This window comes from Rothia sp. HMSC075F09 (assembly GCF_001810515.1).
Lineage (GTDB): Bacteria > Actinomycetota > Actinomycetes > Actinomycetales > Micrococcaceae > Rothia.
In genome coordinates this window covers 315,810-337,881 of the sequence record NZ_KV801798.1, presented here as the reverse complement: position 1 = coordinate 337,881, position 22,072 = coordinate 315,810, and the positions used below count along the sequence as shown (strand labels likewise).

General features: G+C 61.0%; 17 protein-coding genes and 2 tRNA genes. 2 read left to right on the top strand and 17 right to left on the bottom strand.

The window, feature by feature from the left end; translation table 11 throughout:
- Positions 1–284: 284 nt before the first annotated feature.
- The 7 genes from dxr to rpsB form a co-directional block, all read right to left on the bottom strand.
- On the bottom strand, positions 285–1,610 hold the full coding sequence (dxr, locus tag HMPREF2749_RS08770; RefSeq protein ID WP_070594109.1) for a 1-deoxy-D-xylulose-5-phosphate reductoisomerase: 1,326 nt from the start codon (positions 1,608–1,610) through the stop codon (positions 285–287).
- Positions 1,611–1,750: 140 nt separating this feature from the next.
- Positions 1,751–2,338: a cell division protein DivIVA gene (locus tag HMPREF2749_RS08765; RefSeq protein ID WP_012903944.1), complete on the bottom strand. Its 588-nt coding sequence runs from the start codon at positions 2,336–2,338 to the stop codon at positions 1,751–1,753.
- A gap of 203 nt (positions 2,339–2,541) precedes the next feature.
- The gene (locus HMPREF2749_RS08760; RefSeq protein ID WP_246822911.1) at positions 2,542–3,369 is read right to left on the bottom strand and encodes a phosphatidate cytidylyltransferase; all 828 of its coding nucleotides are present in this window, start codon (positions 3,367–3,369) and stop codon (positions 2,542–2,544) included.
- An 87-nt stretch (positions 3,370–3,456) separates the two neighbouring features.
- On the bottom strand, positions 3,457–4,014 hold the full coding sequence (gene frr, locus HMPREF2749_RS08755) for a ribosome recycling factor (RefSeq protein ID WP_044150664.1): 558 nt from the start codon (positions 4,012–4,014) through the stop codon (positions 3,457–3,459).
- Positions 4,015–4,309: 295 nt separating this feature from the next.
- Positions 4,310–5,053, bottom strand: coding sequence for a UMP kinase (gene pyrH / locus HMPREF2749_RS08750; RefSeq protein WP_012903948.1), 744 nt, complete (start codon positions 5,051–5,053; stop codon positions 4,310–4,312).
- Positions 5,054–5,249: 196 nt separating this feature from the next.
- Entirely contained in the window at positions 5,250–6,080 is an 831-nt protein-coding gene (gene tsf / locus HMPREF2749_RS08745; RefSeq protein ID WP_005507065.1) for a translation elongation factor Ts, read from the bottom strand.
- A 153-nt stretch (positions 6,081–6,233) separates the two neighbouring features.
- Positions 6,234–7,031, bottom strand: a complete 798-nt coding sequence (gene rpsB / locus HMPREF2749_RS08740; RefSeq protein WP_005508818.1) for a 30S ribosomal protein S2 — start codon at positions 7,029–7,031, stop codon at positions 6,234–6,236.
- A 445-nt stretch (positions 7,032–7,476) separates the two neighbouring features.
- On the opposite strand from rpsB, the gene HMPREF2749_RS09440 reads away from it, so the two are divergent.
- Positions 7,477–8,178 carry a M23 family metallopeptidase gene (locus tag HMPREF2749_RS09440; protein ID WP_246822912.1) on the top strand — a complete coding sequence of 234 codons (702 nt, stop codon included), beginning with the start codon at positions 7,477–7,479 and terminating at the stop codon, positions 8,176–8,178.
- Between the two features lie 126 nt (positions 8,179–8,304).
- Here the strand turns inward: HMPREF2749_RS09440 and HMPREF2749_RS08730 are convergent, their stop codons facing one another.
- The 10 genes from HMPREF2749_RS08730 to HMPREF2749_RS08685 form a co-directional block, all read right to left on the bottom strand.
- Complete coding sequence (locus HMPREF2749_RS08730; RefSeq protein ID WP_049350192.1) at positions 8,305–10,548, bottom strand: flagellar motor protein; 2,244 nt, start codon at positions 10,546–10,548, stop codon at positions 8,305–8,307.
- 1 nt (position 10,549) lies between these two features.
- Positions 10,550–11,599, bottom strand: a complete 1,050-nt coding sequence (locus HMPREF2749_RS08725; protein ID WP_049341677.1) for a hypothetical protein — start codon at positions 11,597–11,599, stop codon at positions 10,550–10,552.
- 273 nt (positions 11,600–11,872) lie between these two features.
- Positions 11,873–11,946 (bottom strand) — tRNA-Ile (locus tag HMPREF2749_RS08720).
- A gap of 109 nt (positions 11,947–12,055) precedes the next feature.
- Positions 12,056–13,261, bottom strand: coding sequence for a glycosyltransferase (locus tag HMPREF2749_RS08715; RefSeq protein WP_070594106.1), 1,206 nt, complete (start codon positions 13,259–13,261; stop codon positions 12,056–12,058).
- Positions 13,262–13,569: 308 nt separating this feature from the next.
- A complete protein-coding gene (locus HMPREF2749_RS08710) occupies positions 13,570–14,442 on the bottom strand; it encodes a phage holin family protein (RefSeq protein WP_005508823.1) in 873 nt (290 codons plus the stop codon).
- Between the two features lie 665 nt (positions 14,443–15,107).
- Positions 15,108–15,180 (bottom strand) — tRNA-Asn (locus tag HMPREF2749_RS08705).
- Between the two features lie 215 nt (positions 15,181–15,395).
- On the bottom strand, positions 15,396–17,522 hold the full coding sequence (gene dnaG / locus HMPREF2749_RS08700; RefSeq protein ID WP_070594104.1) for a DNA primase: 2,127 nt from the start codon (positions 17,520–17,522) through the stop codon (positions 15,396–15,398).
- 131 nt (positions 17,523–17,653) lie between these two features.
- The gene (gene dusB, locus HMPREF2749_RS08695) at positions 17,654–18,820 is read right to left on the bottom strand and encodes a tRNA dihydrouridine synthase DusB (protein ID WP_049355088.1); all 1,167 of its coding nucleotides are present in this window, start codon (positions 18,818–18,820) and stop codon (positions 17,654–17,656) included.
- 200 nt (positions 18,821–19,020) lie between these two features.
- A complete protein-coding gene (locus HMPREF2749_RS08690) occupies positions 19,021–19,998 on the bottom strand; it encodes a GNAT family N-acetyltransferase (RefSeq protein WP_070594102.1) in 978 nt (325 codons plus the stop codon).
- 128 nt (positions 19,999–20,126) lie between these two features.
- Entirely contained in the window at positions 20,127–21,506 is a 1,380-nt protein-coding gene (locus HMPREF2749_RS08685; RefSeq protein WP_044150674.1) for a glycine--tRNA ligase, read from the bottom strand.
- 232 nt (positions 21,507–21,738) lie between these two features.
- On the opposite strand from HMPREF2749_RS08685, the gene HMPREF2749_RS08680 reads away from it, so the two are divergent.
- Positions 21,739–21,954, top strand: coding sequence for an RNA-binding S4 domain-containing protein (locus tag HMPREF2749_RS08680; protein ID WP_005508828.1), 216 nt, complete (start codon positions 21,739–21,741; stop codon positions 21,952–21,954).
- The last annotated feature ends 118 nt before the right edge of the window (positions 21,955–22,072 follow it).

The window sequence follows — 22,072 nt, the reverse complement described above, 5'->3', positions numbered from 1 at the left end:
CCCTCGCTTCGCTTCGGGCACCCTGATGTCACGTTCGGACGACACCGCCCCTCCACGCACGCTAGGCTACCAGAGGTGGCGCGCCGTGTTTTCCGGAAGCGCCCTCAGGGTGTCACCCGGACGCTCTCCGATGCGGAGCGAGGAGGGGCGGAGCGTCCGGGTGACGGGTGCCCCTGCGTAGGCGCGGAGGAAACATGCGGCGTGCCGTCCCAACTAGCGAAGCGAGAACAAACACCACCCCTCCAAGTCCCAATCCGGGGGCAAGTACCGCCCTCAAAAGCGATTTAGCGTCCGGTCATACCCAGCAGCTCATTCGCACGAACGCGAGCCCAACGCTCCGCGTTCAGCACCGCATCCAGCGTCAAATCAGCGTCAGAGACAGCCTCAGCGCTGCCGGTGTGCTCCTCCAGCACTCGCGCCACCGAATCGACAATATCGGTAAAGCGAATCGCGCCCGCATGGAATGCTGCCACGGCTTCCTCATTGGCGGCGTTGAACACTGCCGGATGGGTGCCGCCGACCTCACCGGCGTCCTTGATCATGCGCACGGCGGGGAATGCTTCCTCGTCCAGCGGCTCAAAAGTCCAGGATGCAGCCTTCGACCAGTCACAAGCAGGCACAGCACCGGGGATTCGGTGCGGCCAGGTCAGACCCAGCGCGATGGGCAGAACCATGCTCGGCGGGGACGCCTGCGCAATGGTTGAGCCGTCCACGAACTGCACCATGGAGTGCACGATGGACTGCGGGTGAACCGCCACGTCAATACGGTCCAGGTCCACGCCGAACAGGTGGTGTGCTTCAAGCACTTCGAGTGCCTTGTTGACCATGGTTGCCGAATTGGTGGTGACGACCAGGCCCATGTCCCAGGTGGGGTGTGCGAGCGCCTGCGCGGGGGTCACGTCGTGTAGCTGTTCGCGCTTGTAGCCGCGGAACGGGCCGCCCGATGCGGTGAGGATGAGTCGGTCGATTTCTGCGTCGGTTCCGGAGGCGAGCGCCTGCGCGAGGGCGGAGTGTTCGGAGTCGACGGGCACCATGGGGGTGTTCAGGGGGGATGCATCGACGGCGGCGCGTACGAGCGGGCCGCCTGCGATGAGGGATTCCTTGTTGGCGAGTGCCACGCGGTAGCCGCTGTTGAGGGCGGTGAGGGTCGGTTCCAGGCCGATGGAGCCGGTGATGCCGTTCAGGACGGTGTCTGCCGGGTGTGCTGCGGCCTGTACGGATGCTTCGGCACCGTGGGCGATCTGCGGGGTGTAGCCGGTGGCGCCTGCTTCGGAGGCTGCCGCCTCGATGAGTTCGCGGAGGCGCTGCGCATCGTCGGCGGTGCCGCTGGTGGCGACCAGTTCGGCGCGCACGTGCACTGCCTGGCGTGCAAGCAGTTCGAGGGATCGGGAGCCTGCGGAGAGTGCGACGACTTTCAGCGGTGCGTCGGCGGCGGAGGCGCTGGTGCCTTTGAGTGCGGCGAGGTGGTCGATGACTTCCATGGCTTGGGTGCCGATGGAGCCGGTTGAGCCGAGGAGGGTGACGCGCTGCGGTGCGCGGGTGAGTTCTGTGAGGGCGTCGGTGAGGCGGTCGCGGCTGCCGCCGACGCGTGCTGAGGATCCAAACTTCATGGTTCTAGTGTCTCATGAGCTCGCGGGTACGTTCGGGTACTGGCGCCGCCTCTCATCTTAGAAGGCCCAGCACAGAAGACCCCAGCGCAGAAGAATCCCCCGCCCTGTCATACGGGGCGGGGGATTCAACACTTCACGTTTTAGAGCAGGTCCTGCAACAGCTCAATGCAGCGGTCCAGGAAAGCGTCCACCTGGGATTCCTCGTAGCTGACGGTGCCCGAGGCGGGGCGAAACTTTGCGTGGCGCACCACGGACGGGTCCAGCGGCTCCTCGCTGTTGAGCTGGGCGTACACGCGGTCGCAGATGGCGTCCACGTCGCCGACGAAGTAGCCCATGTGGCGGCGCTTGCTGGGGCGGCGGAAACGCTCACCGGCGGGGCGTTCCAGGCGGCCTGCGAGTAGCTCGCCGGTCTCTACGAGGGAGCGTTCCCAGTTGTCCAGGCCGTACGCCTCAATGTAGCGGCTGCGTTCGAGCTTGGCGAAGCGTTCCTCAATCTTTTCGAGGGCGCGGTCGACCACATCCAGCTGGTAGCCGCCGGGTTCTTCGCGGAAGACGACCTGGCGGATTCGTCGGGAGGTGTAGAGGTCTTCGGGCAGTTCGGCGGCTCCGCTGAGCTTCTCGTAGTCCTCGGCGAGGCGGGTGAACAGGCGGTCTACTTCACTGCGCTTGTAGCCGGGTTCGGTTTCTGCTGCACGGGCAAATCCGCCTCCGTGGGTGGTGCTTGCCAAGGTGGGCTCCTCTCGACGATTGAACTTTAAGAATACCAATGCGCAGGCTACCTGGTGCAAGGTGGGCGGGCGGCGTCTTAGATATAGCCTTTTACGCCTCTATTCACCGGGTACAGCGAAAGCGGGCACAGCAAAGGCGGGGCGCCCCTCCCCCATTCGTGGGAAGAAACGCCCCGCCTCCATAAGCGATAAAGCTTGAAGCTTTAGAGCGGCATAATAAACCGGAAAATCAGGCAGCCAGCCGCCGCAGCGAAAAGGATCGAGTCCAGGCGATCCATCATGCCGCCGTGACCGGGCAGAATATTCGACATGTCCTTCACACCCATACGGCGTTTGAACACGGACTCGACCAGGTCACCGGCAGTCGACGCGACCACCATGACCGCCGCCAGCGGAATAGCCCAATACCAGGGCGAACCCATGGCTGCCAAGGCGATAGCGCCAACAACCGCCGAGCCGACGAAGGAACCAGCCAGCCCCTCCCAGCTTTTCTTCGGGGAAATCTTCGGCGCCATCGGGTGCTTACCCCAATTCACGCCGGCAATGAAGCCGAACGTGTCATTGCAGATGGCCATCAGCAGAATCATGAGGATACCGCGCTCGCCGTGGTCCGTCTGGAAGTAGACCATGGCAATACCCAGCATCAGCGGCACCCACAGCAGAGCCAGGGCGCTACCGCTCAAAGACTTACCCAGTGAGACCTGACGGTCAGCACGCACGAGAGCAGAAGAAAGCAACAGCGCCAGCAGGCTCACCGCCAGGGCGATGCCCAGCCCGGTAAAACCGAACAGGTAGGACACCACCACAATTGCGCCAGACAGGGCACCCAGTAGGTATTCCGGGATGCCGTAGCCGCGGCGGGTGTTGAGCACGTGCCCAATTTCCCAGGCGCCCAACGCTGCCGCGCCGGTAGCGATCGCAACAAAAACCGGCTGGTAAATCAGGCCCAGCACCAATAGCACGCCGAAACCAACACCCACACTAATGGCGGCGGGCAGGTTACGGCCAGCTTTGGCGCTGCGCGACTTCACCGGCGTTGCAGCGGTCTGCGGGCTCGGCTGTGGAGCAGGCGGCGCGCTTCTCTCTTCTTTCGCTTCTTTGCGTGCACTCATTAGGGTTTAGACCTCGAGCAGTTCAGCTTCCTTGTGCTTGTACAGTGCGTCGACCTGGTCGATGTGCTTCTTGGTCTGTGCGTCCAGTTCCTTCTCAGCACGTGCGCCTTCGTCTTCACCGATTTCGCTGTCCTTGACCAGCTTGTCGATAGCGGTCTTAGCGTGGCGGCGAACGTTACGGATGGAGATACGAGCCTCTTCAGCCTTGTGGTTGACGAGCTTGGTGTATTCCTTACGGCGCTCAGCGGTCATTTCGGGCATGACAACGCGGATAGCTGCACCGTCGTTGCTGGGGTTAACACCCAGGTCGGAGTCACGCAGAGCCTTCTCGATAGCTGCCAGTGCGGTCACGTCGAAGGGAACGATCTTGACGGTACGTGCGTCCTCAACGTTGAAGGACACCAGCTGCTGCAGCGGGGTCGGCGCACCGTAGTACTCTGCGGTCAGGCCGCTGAAGATTGCGGGGTTCACACGACCGGTACGAACCTTAGCGAACTCAGTCTTGGTTGCTTCGATGGTCTTTTCCATCTTCTCGCCGGCTTCGGCAAGGATTTCTTCGATCACGAAAGGATCTCCTTTGTCGGAATTCTGGGGTGCCAGAATTGTCGGTGGGCGCACGCTCAGCCCTCATGATTCCCCACCGGTCCGCGGCGCATCCGAGGCGAAAACCGTAAGGATAATGCGAAGTCGACGGGAAAGAGGCAGAACGTCGTATTTGATATAAGTCTAGACGGTACCGGCGGGCATAAGCGAGTTTTAGCGCCTACCCGCGCGGTACCGTCCAGAATAAGTCCGCGCTATCGAGCACGGTCACAATGTGAGGGCGCGTTCCGTACGCCCCAACCTAAAAATTTAGGCGTTAGCGAGTAACGAGGGTACCCATCTTCTCGCCCAGAATTGCGCGGGTCACGTTGCCGTCACCCTGCATGCCGAACACGCGCATGGTCACGTTGTTGTCGCGGCACAGGGAGAACGCGGTCTGATCCAGCACGCGGATGTTGCGCTGCATTGCCTCATCGTAGGTGAGGTTGTACAGGCGCTCAGCGTTGGGGTCCTTGTTCGGGTCAGCAGTGTAGATGCCGTCCACGCCGTTCTTAGCCACCAGAACCTCATCTGCGTGGATTTCCAGGGCGCGCTGAGCAGCCACAGTGTCGGTGGAGAAGTAGGGCAGACCCGCACCAGCACCGAAGATCACGACGCGGTCCTTCTGCATGTGGCGGATCGCGCGGCGAGGAATGTAAGTCTCAGCAACCTGCGGCATGGTGATAGCCGACTGAACGCGGGTGTCAATACCCTCCTGCTCCAGGAAGTCCTGCAGAGCCAGGGAGTTCATCACGGTGCCGAGCATACCCATGTAGTCTGCACGGGAGCGGTCCATACCCGCCTGAGAGAGTTCAGCACCGCGGAAGAAGTTGCCGCCACCAATCACGATGGAGGTTTCAACCTGGCCGACGGTTGCGGCAATCTGCTTGGCGATGCTGCGCACGACCTCGGTCGAAATACCAACTTCACCGCCACCAAAAACCTCACCGGAAAGCTTGAGCAAAACGCGGCGACGGCCGGTCTCGTCATGGTGAATCGGGTGCGAAATAGCTTCGGGCATGGTTCCTCCAGTGGCTTACCTAGGGGTTGTTATAGGTGATCGGGGCGGACTTCCTGCCGCCTAGTCCTTATCAAGGATACAGCAAAGCCGGGTAGCCACCAGTGGTGACTACCCGGCTTCAGGCTATAATCCCAACCTCATACGACTTCCCTTACCGGGAACCCGCAATACGGGAGGGCAGAACTGCAGCGAGTCCTTATGCGCCCACGCGGAAACGTGCGAATGCGGTAGCGGTTGCGCCAGCCTCGGACAGAACCTGTGCGACAGACTTCTTGGAGTCCTTCGCGAAGTCCTGATCGAGCAGGGTGTTCTCCTTGAAGAAGCCCTTCAGGCGACCCTCAACAATCTTGTCCAGAATCTTCTCGGGCTTGCCCTCAGCGATTGCGGTCTCGCGAGCAACGCGCTTCTCGGTCTCGATCTGGTCTGCGGGGATGGACTCAGAATCCAGGTACTTGGGGCTCATTGCAGCAATGTGCACTGCAACGTCGTGTGCGATCTCGTCGGTGTTCTCACCGGAGACAGCCAGCAGAACGCCAACCTGTGCCGGCAGGTCCTTGGAGGTCTTGTGCAGGTAAACTGCAACGTTCTCGCCCTCAACGCGTGCAACGCGGCGGACAACGATCTTCTCGCCGAGCAGTGCACCAGCGTCGGTGGTCAGCTCCTCAACGGTCTTGCCCTCGTAGGATGCAGCCTGCAGCTCTTCCAGGGTGGAAGCGTCAGCAGCAATAGCAGCCTCGAGCACGTTCTGGCCGAAAGCGATGAAGGGGTCGGACTTTGCCACGAAGTCGGTCTCGGAGTTGACCTCGATCATGTAGCCAACGCCGTTCTCAACGCGTGCAGCCACCAGACCCTCAGCGGTTGCGCGACCCTCGCGCTTGGTGATGCCCTTCAGACCCTTAACGCGGATGATCTCGGCAGCCTTCTGCTGGTCGCCGTTAGCCTCGTCCAGAGCCTTCTTGACGTCGAGCATACCTGCGCCGGTCTTCTCGCGCAGTGCCTTGATGTCTGCTGCGGTGTAGTTCGCCATTGTGAACTCCTTGTGTTGCTGTAATAAATCGGGATGACATCCCGGTGGTACAAATGGCGGACGGCGCCGCGCCCAGGTCAGGGCGGGCGCCGTCCGAACGTGGTCCCCGCAGGCGGGGGCCACAAAGCATAAAGCTTAGTGGGCTAAGAAAGCTTACTTAGCTGCCTCTTCAGCCTGTGCAGCCTCGTGCTGCTCCAGGAGCTCGCGCTCCCAAGCTGCCATGGGCTCCTCAGCTGCTTCAGCCTTGCCGTTCTTCTTAGCGTTGCGCTCGATCAGGCCGGCTGCCACTGCGTCAGCAATCACGCGGGTGAGCAGGTTGACGGAGCGGATAGCGTCGTCGTTACCGGGGATCGGGAAAGCAACCTCGTCGGGGTCGCAGTTGGTGTCGAGGATAGCAACAACGGGGATGCCCAGCTTCTGAGCCTCGTTAACTGCCAGGTGCTCCTTCTTGGTGTCAACAACCCACAGGAGGGAGGGAACCTTGGACAGGTTGCGGATACCGCCGAGGGTCTTCTCGAGCTTCTCGAACTCGCGACGCATGAGGAGCAGTTCCTTCTTGGTGTAGCGAGAACCTGCTACATCGTCGAAGTCAATCTGCTCGAGTTCCTTCATGCGCTCAATGCTCTTGGAGATGGTGCTGAAGTTGGTCAGCATACCACCGAGCCAGCGGTGGTTCACGTAGGGCATGTTCACGCGGGTTGCCTGCTCAGCGATAACTTCCTGAGCCTGCTTCTTGGTACCCACGAACAGGATGTTGCCACCGTGTGCGACGGTCGACTTAACAGCCTCGTATGCCTTGTCGATGAAGGCGAGGGACTGCTGCAGGTCGATGATGTAGATGCCGTTGCGCTCGGTCAGGATGAAACGCTTCATCTTGGGGTTCCAACGGCGGGTCTGGTGACCGAAGTGAACGCCGGAGTCCAGCATTTCACGCATAGTTACGACGGGCATGTCGTCTCCTTTTTTGTGCCGCGCGGACCTCCCATTCGGGCTAGCCCAACGCGCGCATAGTAGTTATCAGTTTTTCCTGGCGGCGGTTAGCGTTCACGGTTACCCGTTCAGCTCAGGCCCTAACCACCCCGTATGGGTGGACCGAAGGTCCCTTATCGGCTCCCCGTTTGAGGATGCCGCTCACGCCGCGCGTCGTCAGTGGTACTGTACGGCCCCCTCGAAGAGGGAGAATACCCGCGCAGGCACACTGCAATACGACATTGTACCGTATATTCCGCGATTAATCCGCCGGGTTGGGGTTAAAACCTGCGCGGGCGGTGCAGGTGTGTGCAGGGGCACTGTGGATAAAGGATTTTAAGGCGCAAACAGCGGGGTTATCCACAATTTTTCGTGAGGCGCTGCGGGGCGGGGCGATTCGTGATGTGCTCAGAAGATGAAGCAGAACATGAAGACATTAGAGGGAACGCTACGGCACACAATCCTGGTGGTGTGCTGCCTACTGGGTGCACTTGCGAGTGCGGGTGGGCAGGGCTACGCGGGTAGTCAGGGTTATTCGAGCTGGATCAGTTCTACAGACGGGGCAGGTTTCGCAGAGGGTGCCACCTCAAGTGCGCACGTTCCCAACAGCGCACAAGTTCCCGGCACCGTTGAGCTCGCCGCGAGCCAACTACGCTACCGCTCCCCCACCGCCGAATCCAGACCGCAGGTAATCCGCCCCTTTGAGAAGCCCACCCAACGCTGGAGCGCCGGGCACCGCGGCGTAGACCTCGCCGTACCCGAGAACGACCGGCGCGTCTACGCACCGGCACCCGGCAAAGTGGTTTTCAGCGGCACGGTCGTCAACCGAAAAGTACTGGTCCTTGCGCATCCAGATGGGCGGCGCAGCACCTTCGAACCCATGGATGAAACGCTCCCGGTCGGCACCACCGTTACAGCCGGTGAGGTCATCGGCACCGTCGCAGGCGCGGCGGGCGGCAACAGCGAGCGCCCCTACCGGCGATGCTCCACCCCCTGCCTGTACTGGGGCGTACGACAGGGAGGCACCCGTGGGGACGGCAGCGGCAAGGACGCCGAGTACATCAACCCCATGAGCCTGCTGGGCTCGAAGGAACCAAGCATTCTGCTACCCGTGCCGGGCGGATATTAGGTGGCGAGTACTCGCGCTGGCAGTCATTGGGTACGGCTGTGGCCCGTCACCTCCCCAAAAGGAGGCAACGGGCCACAGGAGCCAGTCTAGGTTGTGCTCACTAGCGTAGGTGCTAGAGGCAGCTACTTACTGGAGGACGTCACCGTCATCAGCACCGAACTGGTTCGGCTGTACAGGCTGCTGAGCAGTCTGACCGGGCTGAACCTGCTGACCGGGCTGAGTAGGCTGAACCGGCTGTGCAGGCTGTACGGTCTGCGCGGCCTGTGCATCGTACGCGGGCATTGCCTTGGTCGGTTCATTCTCACCATAGTTCAGGCCGTGCTGCGGGGTGAACACCTGAGTCGGCGAATCATCACCGGCGGTGTAGGCGGTGTTCTGTGCCGGGTAACCGGGCTGAGCAGCATAACCGTTCTGTACCGGGTAGCCGTTCTGTGCCGCGTATCCGCCCTGTGCCGGGTAGCCATTCTGTACGTCAGCCTGGGTTGCACCGTAACCGGTCGCAACACCCGCCGCAGCACCCAGTGCCGCAGCCGAAGCGGCACGACGTTCACGGCCCTTCGCACGAGCCGCCGCGATCTTCTTGCGGAAGACGAAGAGCAGAACCAGGATGAGCAGCAACAGACCCACGATGATTGCATCCACAATCACGTCAGTCATGCTCAGACCGGACACCGGAACAGTCAGACCGGAGGTGGTGCTGACACCGCGGTCAGTCTTGACGCTCAGCTCGCCACCGTTGACGGTGAGCTGCACGTGCTGAGAGTTCTTCGCGAGGCTGTTCGCAGCATCAACCTTCTGCTGATCCAGCGAGGAGAAGGTCGGAGCCTTGAAAGTGAACTCGAAGGGAGCCGAGTAGTAGTTACCCAGCTTCGAAGAGAGCTTGATTTCAGGGGTCACCGTGTAGTCGGAGCCGAAGGGGTGGTAGCCACCGGGGCGGGTAACGGTCACCTTCGAATCGGGCAGGTATTCGTTCAGACGCTGGTTGAACTCGTTCTGATCCTTACCGCGAACCTTCACGCTCACAATGGTGGAGTCGCCGTCCTGACGGACCTCAGTCTCGTCATTGCTGCCGCCTGCGAAAACGTCCTTGAGCTTCTGCTCAGCACCCGCAACATCCTCGGTCGGGAATGCGTAGAGGAAACGCGCTTCCATGGAACCGTCCAGACCCAGGGAGGTAGCGACCTTCATGCTCTTCATCTCAATCTGACGTGAAGAAACACGGTCAACCGCGATGAGAGTACTGCTACCGCCCGAACGGGAGGAGCTAGCGCGACCCTCGGGGTCAACCATGTAGGACTTATCGTTGCTGTCCACGATGGTCAGGGTCAGGCCATCACCGCTCGGGGAGCACAGCAGCGCGCAGTCCAGCAGACCCGAAATCTTCTTCTGAACGGTGAAGTTATTATCCTTCGCCACTACCTCACGGCTAGCGGAGAGATCGGTACTACCTGCACCAAACAGCTTCTTGAGACCATTTCCCAAATCCTCAATCGAAGAAGCGCTAAAGGTCAGGGTACGGCCCACTTCTTCCTTCGCGCTGGCGGTCGATGCGGAAGGAGCGTATGCCTTCGCCTGCGAGGATTCCAGACCCTTCTTCAGCTCGGAGCCCTCAGGCTTGACCTGGTTCAGGTAGGCGTCGACCGCAGCGGCGGTCTCGGTGTTCATGATTTCCTTCGCAACGAAGGAGATGGCGACGTCATAACCGCCGTCCTTCTCCTTCACGTCAAGGATGACGTTACGGAAACCGCGGTCCTGAACATCCTTCGCGGAAATCTTAGACCCACCGGAGTTCTTCACTTCCTTCTCGCCAAACTTCACAGTGGTTTCATCACTACTGCTGAGAACGCTGTTCTTATTGGAAGCAGACACAACACCGTCCACTACCAGAGCTTCAGGAAGCCAGCCCAGCAGATCGCCCGAGCTGAAGTTTTCCTTCACCTGAATACCCTGCACCAGACCCTGGTCAGAGTTGACGATGCTAATCTGCGGCTTGATGTCGGAGCCCGAAGCCTTCAGCAGAGAGGTCACCTTGGAGTGGTACTCGTCCACGGAGGAGAAGGATACCTTGAAAGTCGCACGAGCCTTGTCACCCTCAGACTGAATACCTTCGTATTCCAGGCCCTCGGGCAGGTGCTTACGTACGGACGCATCCAGTGCCTGGGTTCCACCCTTAACCTTGTCCTGGTTATCCTTCATGTTGAAGGAAACCAGAATGGTGCGGGTACCCTTCTCAGCGCTCTCAAGGCCCAGCTGGGTCTCAATCTTTGCGCTGCAGGCGCTCAGAATCAGGGCGGCAATGGTCAACAGAACCGCCAGGAACATCCAGCGCTGACGAGTCGGCGCGCTCGGGGCGTGAGTCATCGCGTGCATACTAGGCTCCCATCAGGCGAATCGCCACGTAATAGACGACCATGGACGCCAGAACCCATGCGGTGCTCAGCGCCGCGTGCATGATAATCGGGGACTTCGCGAAGCGGCCCAGACGGTTCAGACCCAGATAGGTGAGAGCCTCACCCGAGAACACGGCGAAAGCAAGCACCAGGACTATGAGCATGGTCAGGAAGAACGCACCACCACCGCTACGGGTGAGGGTCAGGAAGAACACGAGCAGGTTCAGCACCAGGAACGAAGGAATCAGCGCCAGGGAAGACACCGACACGGCGTGCATACTCGCGGTGAAGGAGGTCGGCGCCTTACCGATACGCGCGGTCAGCTGCAGCTGCACACCGCGCAGAACCTGCACACCGAAGATTGCAAGAGCCATCAGCACGTACGCCAGAATCATGCGTCCGGTCGGCACGGCCTGTGCGGCGTAGGCACCACCGTAAGCGGCACCGCCTCGACCGCCGAACATGTAGCCCACCATGGACATCGCGATAACGGCAGCCAGGATAATCAGCTGGCTGAAGAAGAAGGCACCCACCAGCGCCTGCAGAGTCGTGGGAACAATCCAACCCCACGCACCGGCGGCAGAGATGCGGGCGTGCGCGGTCGCCGGGTTGCTGGAGAAAACGTCCAGGAACGCGTTCCAGGTAGCGCCCAGTGCCTTCACCGCCGGATGCGGTGCGCTCGGCGCATAGGTTGCCTGGCCGGGCTGACCGGGCTGCGCGGCCCCAGGCTGAGCAGTACCGGGCTGGGGTGCGGCGGCAGGCTGACCGGGCTGTGCGGGGGCTGCCTGAGCCTCAGCATTCGGCTGTGCATGAGCGCTCGCAGGAGTGGGCTGGGGTGCCTGCTGAGGCTGGACGGGCTGCTGAGGTGCTGCCGGTGCGGCAGGCTGAGCAGCATTACCCTGCTGGCTCGACTGCACGGGCTGCTGCGGCTGAGCAGGCAGCGAAGCATCCTGTGCGGGACGCGCGCCAGCATCGTAGCCGTAGCCCCCGGCGGCACCCTGCGACGGGTTGTTGGGAGTGTTCTCCGACATTGAGATCCTCTCGTATGGTGTGTGGAAGCAACACCTACCGGCTGAATCGGCATCTACCGGCGGCATCACACTGTCTTTCGTGACAAGACTCTTCAACCCTACCGTATTGAACGCTATGGTGCGTCTTCGTTCGTCATTTACTCATTTTCATCACCGTTGATGCATTCCATGCACGAAAATACGCGCCTCCGAGAGCATGACAAAAGAGCACGAAAAGAGGGCGCGAAAAAGCCCCGCCCGCCGACAAGTGGGTGAAGTCGACGGGCGGGGCCGTAGGGAGTGCGGGGCTCGAACCCGCGACCAAGGGATTATGAGTCCCCTGCTCTAACCGGCTGAGCTAACTCCCCATCCGGTGCAGTGACGGCGCGCAATGGACGCCAGCACCATCCTCTAGAGTACCTGAACGGTGACTGAGAACGAAAAACGCTCAATCCGCCGCCCAGGGGCTAGAGAAGCTTAGCGGCGCGAATCCAGGTAACGCTGGTACGGAGCGTCGCTCACGTACAGTTCCTCGAAGGTGCGCCAGGTGTTCTCAGCGCTGTGGAAGCCCACGATGCGGCGGGACTCACGACCCATCTGCTCACGCTCAGCAGCGGGCAGGGAGAGCACAGCCTCCAGCTTCTTCGCCAAATCCTGAGCGTTATTGGGTTCGAAGAGGTAGCCGTTCACACCGTCCTCCACCAGGTGCGGCAGAGCCAGCGCGTTCGCGAGCACCACGGGGGTGGAGGCGCTCATCGCCTCCAGGGAAACCAGGGACTGCAGTTCGGCGGTACCGGGCTGGCAGAACACATCAGCCATCTGGTACACCTCGGGCAGATGCTCCTCCGGAACGAAGCCGCGGAAAATCACGCGGTCGGACACGCCGCAATCGTGCGCCTTCTGTTCGAGAGCTTCACGCAGCTCGCCGCCACCGGCGATATCCAGCACCACGTGCTCGAGAGTATCCGGCAGCAGGGAGAGCGCCTCGATGAGCACGTCCACGTTCTTCTCTTCAGCCAGGCGGCCCACGAAGGCGATACGCAGCTCACCGGGAACCTTGCCGGCGTCAGCACCCTCAGCCAGCTCGTAGTCGCTGATCTCAATACCGTTAGAAACCGGCATGACGGGGCGATCAAAATGACCCAGGTCGCGCATCGCATCCGCACCAATCTGGGTGGGGGTGGTAACGACCGCGGTCTTGGAGAAGCAGAAACGCATATCCTTCCAGGTTGCCTTCTCAATCACGCGCTTCACGGGAGAGGGGAAGGGCAGGAACGGATCAAGGTTCGCGGGCATGAAGTGGTTGGTGGCGATAACACGAATACCTCGGCGCTTCGCCTGGAAAATCAGGGCGCGGCCAATAATGTAGTGGCACTGCACGTGCACCACGTCCGGGCGCACCTCGTCGAGAATCGCGCCGACCTCGGACCAAATCTCCCAAGGCAGGCAGATGCGGTTCGTCTCATGGGTCGGGGGCAGGTGCGAGCGCAGGCGGTGCTCCACGATGCCGCCTTCTACTTCGGTGCGGTAGCTGGGGCCGGGGATGGGGCTGGCTGCGACTACGTGTACGGAGTGGCCGCGCTTGAGCATGGAGGTGGCGAGGCGGTGACCGAATTGTGCCGCACCGTTGATGTCCGGCGGGTAGGTTTCTGCGCCAATCAGAATCGTCTTTGCCTGTTCCATGACGGGGCTCCTCATCGGGGTGTAGTGTGTCGGTGACTTTGGGGGTTCGGGTGCGACGGTGCGCCGCTTCTACCTCTGCCTGCCGCGTGAACCGGGTGGGTCCAGTACGTACAGCACTTGTCTATTCTACCTGTGAGCTGCGTCCTTCTCCGACTTGTGGCCGGGGCCTTTGGCTGGGAGTTGCCTCTAAACCTCACGTTGAGGCTGGAGCCTGCGCCCTGCCCGTAGACGCACAAACGCCCCGATACGAGTATCGGGGCGTTTAGACGCTTGGCGTTAACCGGTGCCGGTTGAGCGGCGAACAGTGTTTAGCGGCGAACCAGGCGGTTCAGGAAGTGCAGGACGGTTGCAATGGATGCGCCCAGTGCTGCGAAGGACTTCCAGCGTGCCTGCAGAACCTCGGGCTTGCGCACGTTCTCTGCCAGGCCGCGGCCGGTAGCTGCTGCACCTGCGGCAACCTCGGAGGGCACTGCCTTGAGAGCGTCCAGAGCCTGCTGGGTGTTGTTCTGAACGTCGCCGGTGTAGGACTGCAGGTCGTCGCGCAGGGCTGCCAGATGCTGGCGACGCTCTGCGGTGCGCTGCTTGAGCTCTTCGAAGGTCGGCGGCTTGGGCTCTTCCTCACCGCGTGCCTTGCGCTCTTCAGCTTCCTGACGTGCGCGTTCTGCTGCCTCTTCAGCTTCCTTAGCCTTCTGCTCAGCGCGCTCTGCCTGTTCCTTCTTCAGGCGCTCAGCGGACATAGCGGTACCTTCCTTGAGTACGCCGAGGTCGAAGAGCAGACCGAAGATTGCGGATTCGGGCTTGAACGGCAGCTGAGCCTTAACCTTCTTCAGACCGACCAGGGCGCAGATTGCCAGGACGATGAGGAAGATGAGGGCGAAGACCAGCGCGGATGCCCAGTAGGGCATGACGGTGCCGAGGCCGAGGATTGCTGCGGCGACCAGCGCAATGATCAGGAACAGACCGAAGACTGCTGCGACGCCGAAGAAGGCTGCGCCCTTACCAACGGCGATGCCCTTGGTCTTCAGCTCGTGCTTTGCAATCTGGATTTCGTCCTTGACCTGGCTGGGTCCGAGGGTCTTGAAGGTTTTGCCAGCGTCGATGATGTTCGCGACGCCGGACTTAATCCCGCTAATGCCAGCAAAGAAACGCTTAGGTGCCTTGGGATTAGTAGTAGTGGTCATGACCACCTCTCCGTGACGTGTTTTTGGAGGCTTCTTTTTCGCACTCCACCTCCTATAGTTTAGCCCCTTATGATACCTCCGCGTGACCGTTTGGGCGGGGGTTTGCACTATCTCTTCAGGTATTTTCGACTTTCTGGAGGTTGTGTTGAGCTGCAGGCGTAGGTTTCTGGGTTTGGTTGCGCCTGTGGATTTGCTCTGGAGTAGGCGTAAGAGGATGCCGATGCGCCGCTCCCCCGTTACGCGCCGAGTGGGCGTGTGGTTGATGTGGGCGAGGAACTTCTCTGTGCGTTAGACTTCACATTTTTGCAGGGTGAAGTATCTTTGCCTCGCCGGGGGCGTAAGCCCGAGGAGTTACTCATTCACGACTTGGAGAGAACGTTCCGACTGGACTCGATACAGCGGGGTGACGGTTTTTCCGAGCGCGCGAGGAAGTAAAAACCGTTATCCCGCCGAGGGCGTAAGCCCGAGGGGTTGCTGGTTCACGACTTGGGGAGAACGTTCCGACTGGACTCGAACTAGCGAGGCGAAGATTTTCCGAGCGCGCGAGGAAACAAAAATCTTTGCCTCGCCGAGGGCGCAAGCCCGAGGGGTTACTGGTTCGAGTCAGAGGAACGTATATAGCAAGAATCCCCAGGGCGGAGCCCTGAGGATTCTTGCTTTATGCGCTCCCCCGACTGGACTCGAACCAGTAACCCTTCGATTAACAGTCGAATGCTCTGCCAATTGAGCTACGGGGGATTATTTTGTTTTCGTTGCTGGTTTCCCTTGCAACGAGTAATAACTATACCGGGGCTGTTTGGGCTCCGCAACTTGAAATGCTATGAAGTGCATCACTTTTGGGGTGTGTGGTTGGTTTGGGTGGTGAGGGAGGCTTCTACCCCGCGGTATTCCCCGGCAACCTGCAGAACACAGGACATTCGGCAGGTAGCCGGGGCGTTCACAAGGAACCGTACTTAGCCGCGCTGTGCGCTGAGCTGGCGGCGGCGCATTTCCAGCTCGAGGAGCTGACGCTGTACCGCTTCGAACTCTTCGTCGTCGGGGTTTGCGCTGAGCTGCTCTAGGCGCATCATCAGGTCGGATTTTTGGCGGGCAATCTGCTGTTCAAACAGGGCATTGAGTGCGCCAGTCACAAAACCGGGCAGACGCTCGGCACTGCTGACCGGTAGCGGTGAGACGGCGAGCTCCGCGATGGCGGGATGTACGCCCTCCACAGCGCCGGAGCGCACGCAGTTAATCCATTCGATGCCGGGGGTGGGCGCCATGACGGTTGCCGCGTGAATAATGCCGGCGGCCACCTCACGGTGGGTGCGGTAGCGGAACTGCACGGTGGCGAGGTTACGCCACTGTTCCACACTGATGAGCTCGGGGTGCTGCAGGGCAATCTCGAGCGCCGCCTTTTCGAGGCGGGCAACCGGGTCGCGCGGGTCGGGGGTGAGGAATTCCTCGACGGCGGGGGCGGTCACCTCCGGCTGGGGTGCGGCGGGCTGAATGCTGCTCGGCGGGTGCGCGGCAGCGTTCTGACCGGCGTAGGCACTGGGTGCGGCGTGGTCTTCTGGTGGCGGTGCGTCGTAGGCGGGGTCGTAGGGCGCGTCAGCATGAACTGCGCCCTGAGCACCCGCGTAACCCGGCGCGCCCACGTAACCCTGAGCGCCCGCATAGCCCGGCGTGCCCGACACTCCCTGCGGCCCCTCGTTCAGACGCTCGTAACGCGGCGCGGCGGCGGTAGCCTCCGCCTGCTGGGAGCGAGAAAGCTTCGGGTGATTCTGCGCGTACGCCACGGCACGCTGAATCTCGTCGAGCTCCAGACCAAGCTGACCGGATACCTTACGCATGTAGGCGGGGCGCAGGTCGCGGTCCTTAATGCCGGCAATAATCGGGGCGATAGCGCGCATCGCCAGCACACGGCCCTCAAGGGTCGCCAAATCGTACTTGGCGAGGGTCGAATCAATCGCGAACTCGAACAGCGGGCGGCGCGAAGCAATCAGCGAGCGCACCGCGGCGTCACCCTTGTGCAGGCGCAGGTCGCAGGGGTCCATGCCGTTCTCGGCAACCGCCACGAAGGTCTGCGCGACGAAGCGCTGGTCCTCCTGGAATGCAGCCATGGCGGCTTTCTGGCCTGCGGCGTCACCGTCGAAGGTGAAGATGATTTCGCCGCCGGAACCGTCATCGGTAATCATGCGGCGCACCATCTTGATGTGGCCGGGACCGAACGCGGTGCCGCAGGTGGCAACGGCGGTGGTGATGCCGGCGAGGTGTGCCGCCATGACGTCCGTGTAGCCTTCCACGATGACGACCTGCTTGGTCTTGGTCATATCGCGTTTTGCCAGGTCAATGCCGTAAAGCACCTGGGATTTCTTGTACAGCTGCGTCTCGGGGGTGTTCAGGTATTTGGGGCCCTGATCGTCGTCGAAGAGACGGCGGGCACCGAAACCGATGGTTTCACCGGCGATGGTGCGGATTGGCCAGATGATGCGGCCGCGGAAGCGGTCGTACAGGCCGCGGTTGCCCTCCGAGAACATGCCGGTCGCCTTCAGCTCCTCATCAGTGAAACCCTGGGAGCGAAGGTGCTTGAGCAGGTGGTCCCAGCCGCGCGGGGCGTAGCCGACACCGAACTTGCGGGTTGCGGCGGGATCGAAACCGCGGGCGCCGAGGAAGCGCTGCGCCTCCTGAGCATCAGCGCTGTAGAGGTTACGTTCAAAGAACTCGGCGGCAATCTTGTGCGCGTCGAGCAGGCGGCGGCGCATACCCGCCTCGTAGCGGTCGCCGGGCTTACCGCCCTCATAGTGCAGAGTGTAACCAATACGGGCGGCTAGACGCTCCACCGTCTCAACGAAGCTGGTGTGTTCCATCGCCATGACGAAGGAGTACACGTCACCGGATTCACCGCAGCCAAAGCAGTGGTACGAACCGACCTGCGGGCGCACATTGAAGGAGGGCGTGCGCTCGTCGTGGAACGGGCACAGCCCCTTGAAGGTGCCTATACCGGCGCTTTTGAGGCTCACATAGCCTTCAATGATTTCGCGGATATCGGTACGGGCGCGGACTTCATCAATGTCTTCTTTGCGGATTAATCCAGCCATAAACTCAATTCTACGGTGAGGGTCAACAGGTAGCGCTTGTGAGCGTTGCAGGGGCGCCAAAGAGCGGCGCGAACAGGCCCGAAAAAGGATGCGCCGCGACGCGCAAACAGCACGCCGCGGCACACAGGTGTTTAGCCGCCGGAAATATCCAGCTCAGCCTCCGCCAGGCCCAGACGCTCAGCGTCCCCCAGGATGCGCGAATCCAGCCAGCCATCGGGCAGGTGCGGCTGCTTGGGGCTACCGGCGCGACCGCGCGAACCCTCAACGGCGGCACCCGGGTAACCAATCGAGTGGTCCAGCTGAGCAATCAGCTCACGGAACGTCGCCAGGTCGGGCACCTGAGCCATCTTCGCGCGCAGCTCACCGCCAACCGGGTAGCCCTTGAAGTACCACGCCACGTGCTTGCGGATTTCGCGCAGGCCTCGGGTCTCATCGCCGAAGGTTTCCACCAGCAGTTCTGCGTGGCGGTAAATCATGTCCGACACCTCAGTCAGGGTCGGGCGGATACGCTCCGACGAACCCTCAAACGCATTCTGCAGGTCGCCAAACAGCCACGGGCGACCCTGGCAACCGCGACCAATCACGACGCCGTCCACGCCGGTCTGCTCAACCATGCGCACCGCATCCTCAGCGGAGAAAATATCGCCATTACCCAGGATCGGCACATCCGGAATCAGCTCGCGCAGCTGCGCAATCGAATCCCAGTCAGCCTTACCCGAATAATGCTGAGCTGCAGTACGACCGTGCAGAGCAATCGCCGCGACACCGGCATCGCGCGCAATCTTGGCGGATTCGAGGAACGTGATGTGGTCATCGTCGATGCCCTTACGCATCTTAATAGTCAGCGGAATATCGTTGCGGGATGCCTCCTTCACCGCGGTCTGCACAATCGCAGTGAACAGGTCAGTCTTCCAGGGCAGGGCGGCACCGCCACCGCGGCGAGTCACCTTAGGAGCCGGGCAGCCAAAGTTCAAGTCAATGTGGTCGGCACGGTCCTCTTCAACGACCATGCGCACAGCCTTACCGACGTTGACCGCGTCCACACCGTAAATCTGGATGGATCGGATCTTCTCGTCCGGGTCATGCTCAATAATGCGCATGGACTCGGGCTTACGCTCCACCAGGGCGCGCGCAGTCACCATTTCGGTAACGTACAGGCCGCCGCCATATTCACTGCAGAGGCGGCGGAAAGCCTTATTGGTCACGCCAGCCATCGGGGCGAGAACCACGGGAGTATCAACGGTCAGATTGCCCAGTTTCAGGGGCGGAAGGGTAAGACGGGGTGCTTCAGAATTCACCCCTATATTGTGGCATACGGGGGCAAATCGAGAACCGGACTCAGCTGACGGGGTACAGAAGCGCAGTGCAGTGGCACGGCGCAGGCTCAGCAACCGTGAGGAGGCGCAGGTACGCGAGAGGGGAGGAGGAGCATTCCACTCCCCCGCCCCTTCAGCAAGAGTCAGCCAGCAGGCTCGGTACCGAGAATCTACCTAGTAACCTACTCGGTCACGTAAATATAGGTCGGGTCGCCCTCCACCGAGGCGGTACCGGCGCGCAACAGCACGTCAGTCACCTGAACCAGCGCCTCCATGGCATCATCAACCTCAACCAGCACCGGGTACTTAGCGCTCAGCAGGGACAACACCTGCATAATCGCCTCCACGGCGCCCTCATTATCGAAGTCGTAGCCCAGCAACAGTTCCGTGGCGGTCTTCTCATCCACCAGCGCCGCCTCCGGGTCAGTCTCAAAGGGGTGGTAGCTCACCGCAAACGCCACAATCGGGCCCTTCTTACCCTCAGCGGCAGCCTCACGAATATGGTCACGAAGCACCACCGCACCAAAAGCACGCACCTCATCCGAGAGGAAGTAGCGGTTCACGGTACCCAGACCCACCTCGGCGGGAACATCCCACTCGTGGGCGCGGCGGTAGAAATTCCACAGCGCGGCGGTCAGCTCCACCGAACCGGTCGCCAAGTCCTCAATCGCCTGAGTCTCGTTACCGTCAGCATCCTCACGCAGAGACACCGGGGGAATCGCGCCCGGCTCCACACGCACCATACGGGAACGCTGAATCAGCTTCATACCAGCCGCCTGCGCGAACTCCTCACCGTCACTAAACGGCGACAGCTTCACGCGCAGAGCGGTGGTCTGGCCGTGCGCCGCCGCAATCTCACGCAACGCATCCAGCAGGGCAGTACCAATACCCTGACGGCGGTGGTCAGCCGCGACCTCCACATAGGACCATAGACGCGTCGGATGCAGCATCGAAGCCACCACAGTACCCGCAGCCACCGGCACACCAGAAACAGTCACCACCAGAGTACGGCTGAACGGCGCATCCGTATCCGGGCCGAAAAGGCCACGCTGGCGCTCCTCAACCTCATTGCGGGCAGAGTTCCAAATCTCAAGCAGGGCAAGGTCATCACCCTCCTGCCAAGGACGAATCTCAAATTTTTCGCTGAGGCGTTCAGCCATATCCGTGCACCTTTCCTTCGCTCGCGTCAAACGTGCCAATCAGTCTAACCAGGGTAGCCCAAATACACGACGGCGGGTAGCCTCTTTCGCTCTAAGAGGCTACCCGCCGACCATGTTATAAATTATTTTTATCCTGCCAGGCGTGCAGCCAGGTAAGACTTCACCTGATCCAGAGCCACACGCTCCTGGTTCATGGTGTCGCGCTCGCGGATGGTCACAGCCTGATCCTCGAGAGTGTCAAAGTCCACGGTGATGCAGAACGGGGTACCAATCTCGTCCTGGCGGCGGTAACGGCGGCCAATAGCGCCCGCCTCGTCGTAGTCCACGTTCCACAGACCACGCAGCTCATTCGCCAGCTTGGTTGCAGGCTCAGACAGTTCAGCCTTCTTCGACAGCGGCAGAACAGCGGCCTTCACCGGTGCCAGGCGCGGGTCGAGCTTCAGCACGACGCGCTTATCCACGCCACCCTTAGTGTTCGGTGCCTCATCCTCGACGTATGCGTCAACAAGGAACGCCATCATGGAGCGGGTCAGACCGAAGGACGGCTCAATCACGTACGGCACGTAACGCTCGCCGGTAGCCTGGTCGAAGTACTCAAGCTTCGCGTTGGAGTGCTCATTGTGCACGCCCAGGTCGTAGTCGGTACGGTTCGCAACACCCATCAGCTCACCCCACTCGGAACCCTGGAAACCGAAGCGGTACTCAACGTCAATAGTGCCAGCCGAGTAGTGTGCACGCTCCTCCTGAGGAACGTCGAAGCGGCGCATGTTATCCGGGTTAATGCCCAGGTCAACGAACCAGTTCCAGCAGTCCTCAACCCACTCGTTGAAGTACTTATCAGCGTCATCCGGGTGCACGAAGTACTCGATTTCCATCTGCTCGAACTCACGAGTACGGAAAATGAAGTTACCGGGAGTGATCTCGTTACGGAACGACTTACCAATCTGGCCAATACCGAACGGCGGGCGCTTACGAGAAGCAGTGACCACATTGTTGAAGTTCACGAAAATACCCTGAGCGGTCTCGGGGCGCAGGAAGTGCAGACCCTCCTCATTATCAACCGGACCCAGGTAGGTCTTCATCAGACCGGAGAAGTTCTGCGGCTCAGTCCACTCGCCACGAGTACCACAGTTCGGGCAAGCAATTTCATCCATGCCCTCAGCCGGGCGGCCCTTCTTCGCCTCAAAGTTCTCCAGCAGGTGATCCTGACGCAGACGCTTGTGGCAGGACAGGCACTCAACCAGCGGGTCGGTGAAGGTCGCCACGTGACCGGATGCCTCCCACACCGCACGAGGCAGAATAACAGAGGAGTCCAGGCCAACCATGTCCGCACGGGAGCGGACGAAACGCTGCCACCACTGCTGACGGATGTTTTCCTTCAGCTCTGCACCGAGGGGGCCGTAGTCCCATGCGGAGCGGGAACCGCCGTAAATTTCACCGGCCTGGAAAACAAAGCCGCGGCGCTTCGCGAGCGCAATAACGTTATCGAGGGTGGACTTTTCAGCCATAGTTACTCCTTCTGCCCCGCCACCGGCTGTGACGTGCGTGAGTTCGGGTTCATAAGGGACGCGACCCAGAACGGGGCGCCCGTATTCGCGCTCATCGGCGCAATATGCACACTTTTTGATGCAAGACACTAGGGTACCATCACCACCCCACCCCTGGGTATGCCTACCCGACCCACCACTCCCCCATTTTTACCGGACGCCAGGATGCACCCGGCGGGATAAACTAGAGAGCATGGAAGAAATTTTTATTCGCGACGACATGATCCGCCTCGGTCAGTTCCTCAAGCTCGCCAACCTCGTAGAGGACGGCGCGCAGGCACGCGAGGTCATTCAGCACGGCCTGGTAAAGGTCAACGGCGACATTGAAGAAGCACGCGGCAAGCAGCTGCACCCCGGCGACACCGTGACGTTCAACGGCGTGACCGTGAAGGTCGCGCACGAGGACTAACCCGACCTCTTATTCCGTTTGAGATAGGGCGTTAGAGTGAGGGACGGCGTCCGTCCTCGTTCCTCTCCCCCGGCCCAAGGAAGCAGCCGGTGCGCACCTTCCTACGCTCCTACAGGGG

Bases quoted from the DNA above. Each gene is read 5' to 3' on its own strand.
- tsf (WP_005507065.1), bottom strand. From the start codon at position 6,080: ATGGCGAACTACACCGCAGCAGACATCAAGGCACTGCGCGAGAAGACC.
- rpsB (WP_005508818.1), bottom strand. From the start codon at position 7,031: ATGCCCGTCGTAACTATGCGTGAAATGCTGGACTCCGGCGTTCACTTC.
- HMPREF2749_RS08690 (WP_070594102.1), bottom strand. From the start codon at position 19,998: ATGGCTGAACGCCTCAGCGAAAAATTTGAGATTCGTCCTTGGCAGGAG.
- HMPREF2749_RS08725 (WP_049341677.1), bottom strand. From the start codon at position 11,599: ATGTCGGAGAACACTCCCAACAACCCGTCGCAGGGTGCCGCCGGGGGC.
- HMPREF2749_RS08685 (WP_044150674.1), bottom strand. From the start codon at position 21,506: ATGGCTGAAAAGTCCACCCTCGATAACGTTATTGCGCTCGCGAAGCGC.
- HMPREF2749_RS09440 (WP_246822912.1), top strand. From the start codon at position 7,477: ATGAAGACATTAGAGGGAACGCTACGGCACACAATCCTGGTGGTGTGC.
- HMPREF2749_RS08730 (WP_049350192.1), bottom strand. From the start codon at position 10,548: ATGCACGCGATGACTCACGCCCCGAGCGCGCCGACTCGTCAGCGCTGG.
- dxr (WP_070594109.1), bottom strand. From the start codon at position 1,610: ATGAAGTTTGGATCCTCAGCACGCGTCGGCGGCAGCCGCGACCGCCTC.
- dnaG (WP_070594104.1), bottom strand. From the start codon at position 17,522: ATGGCTGGATTAATCCGCAAAGAAGACATTGATGAAGTCCGCGCCCGT.
- HMPREF2749_RS08710 (WP_005508823.1), bottom strand. From the start codon at position 14,442: ATGACCACTACTACTAATCCCAAGGCACCTAAGCGTTTCTTTGCTGGC.
- HMPREF2749_RS08680 (WP_005508828.1), top strand. From the start codon at position 21,739: ATGGAAGAAATTTTTATTCGCGACGACATGATCCGCCTCGGTCAGTTC.
- pyrH (WP_012903948.1), bottom strand. From the start codon at position 5,053: ATGCCCGAAGCTATTTCGCACCCGATTCACCATGACGAGACCGGCCGT.
- HMPREF2749_RS08715 (WP_070594106.1), bottom strand. From the start codon at position 13,261: ATGGAACAGGCAAAGACGATTCTGATTGGCGCAGAAACCTACCCGCCG.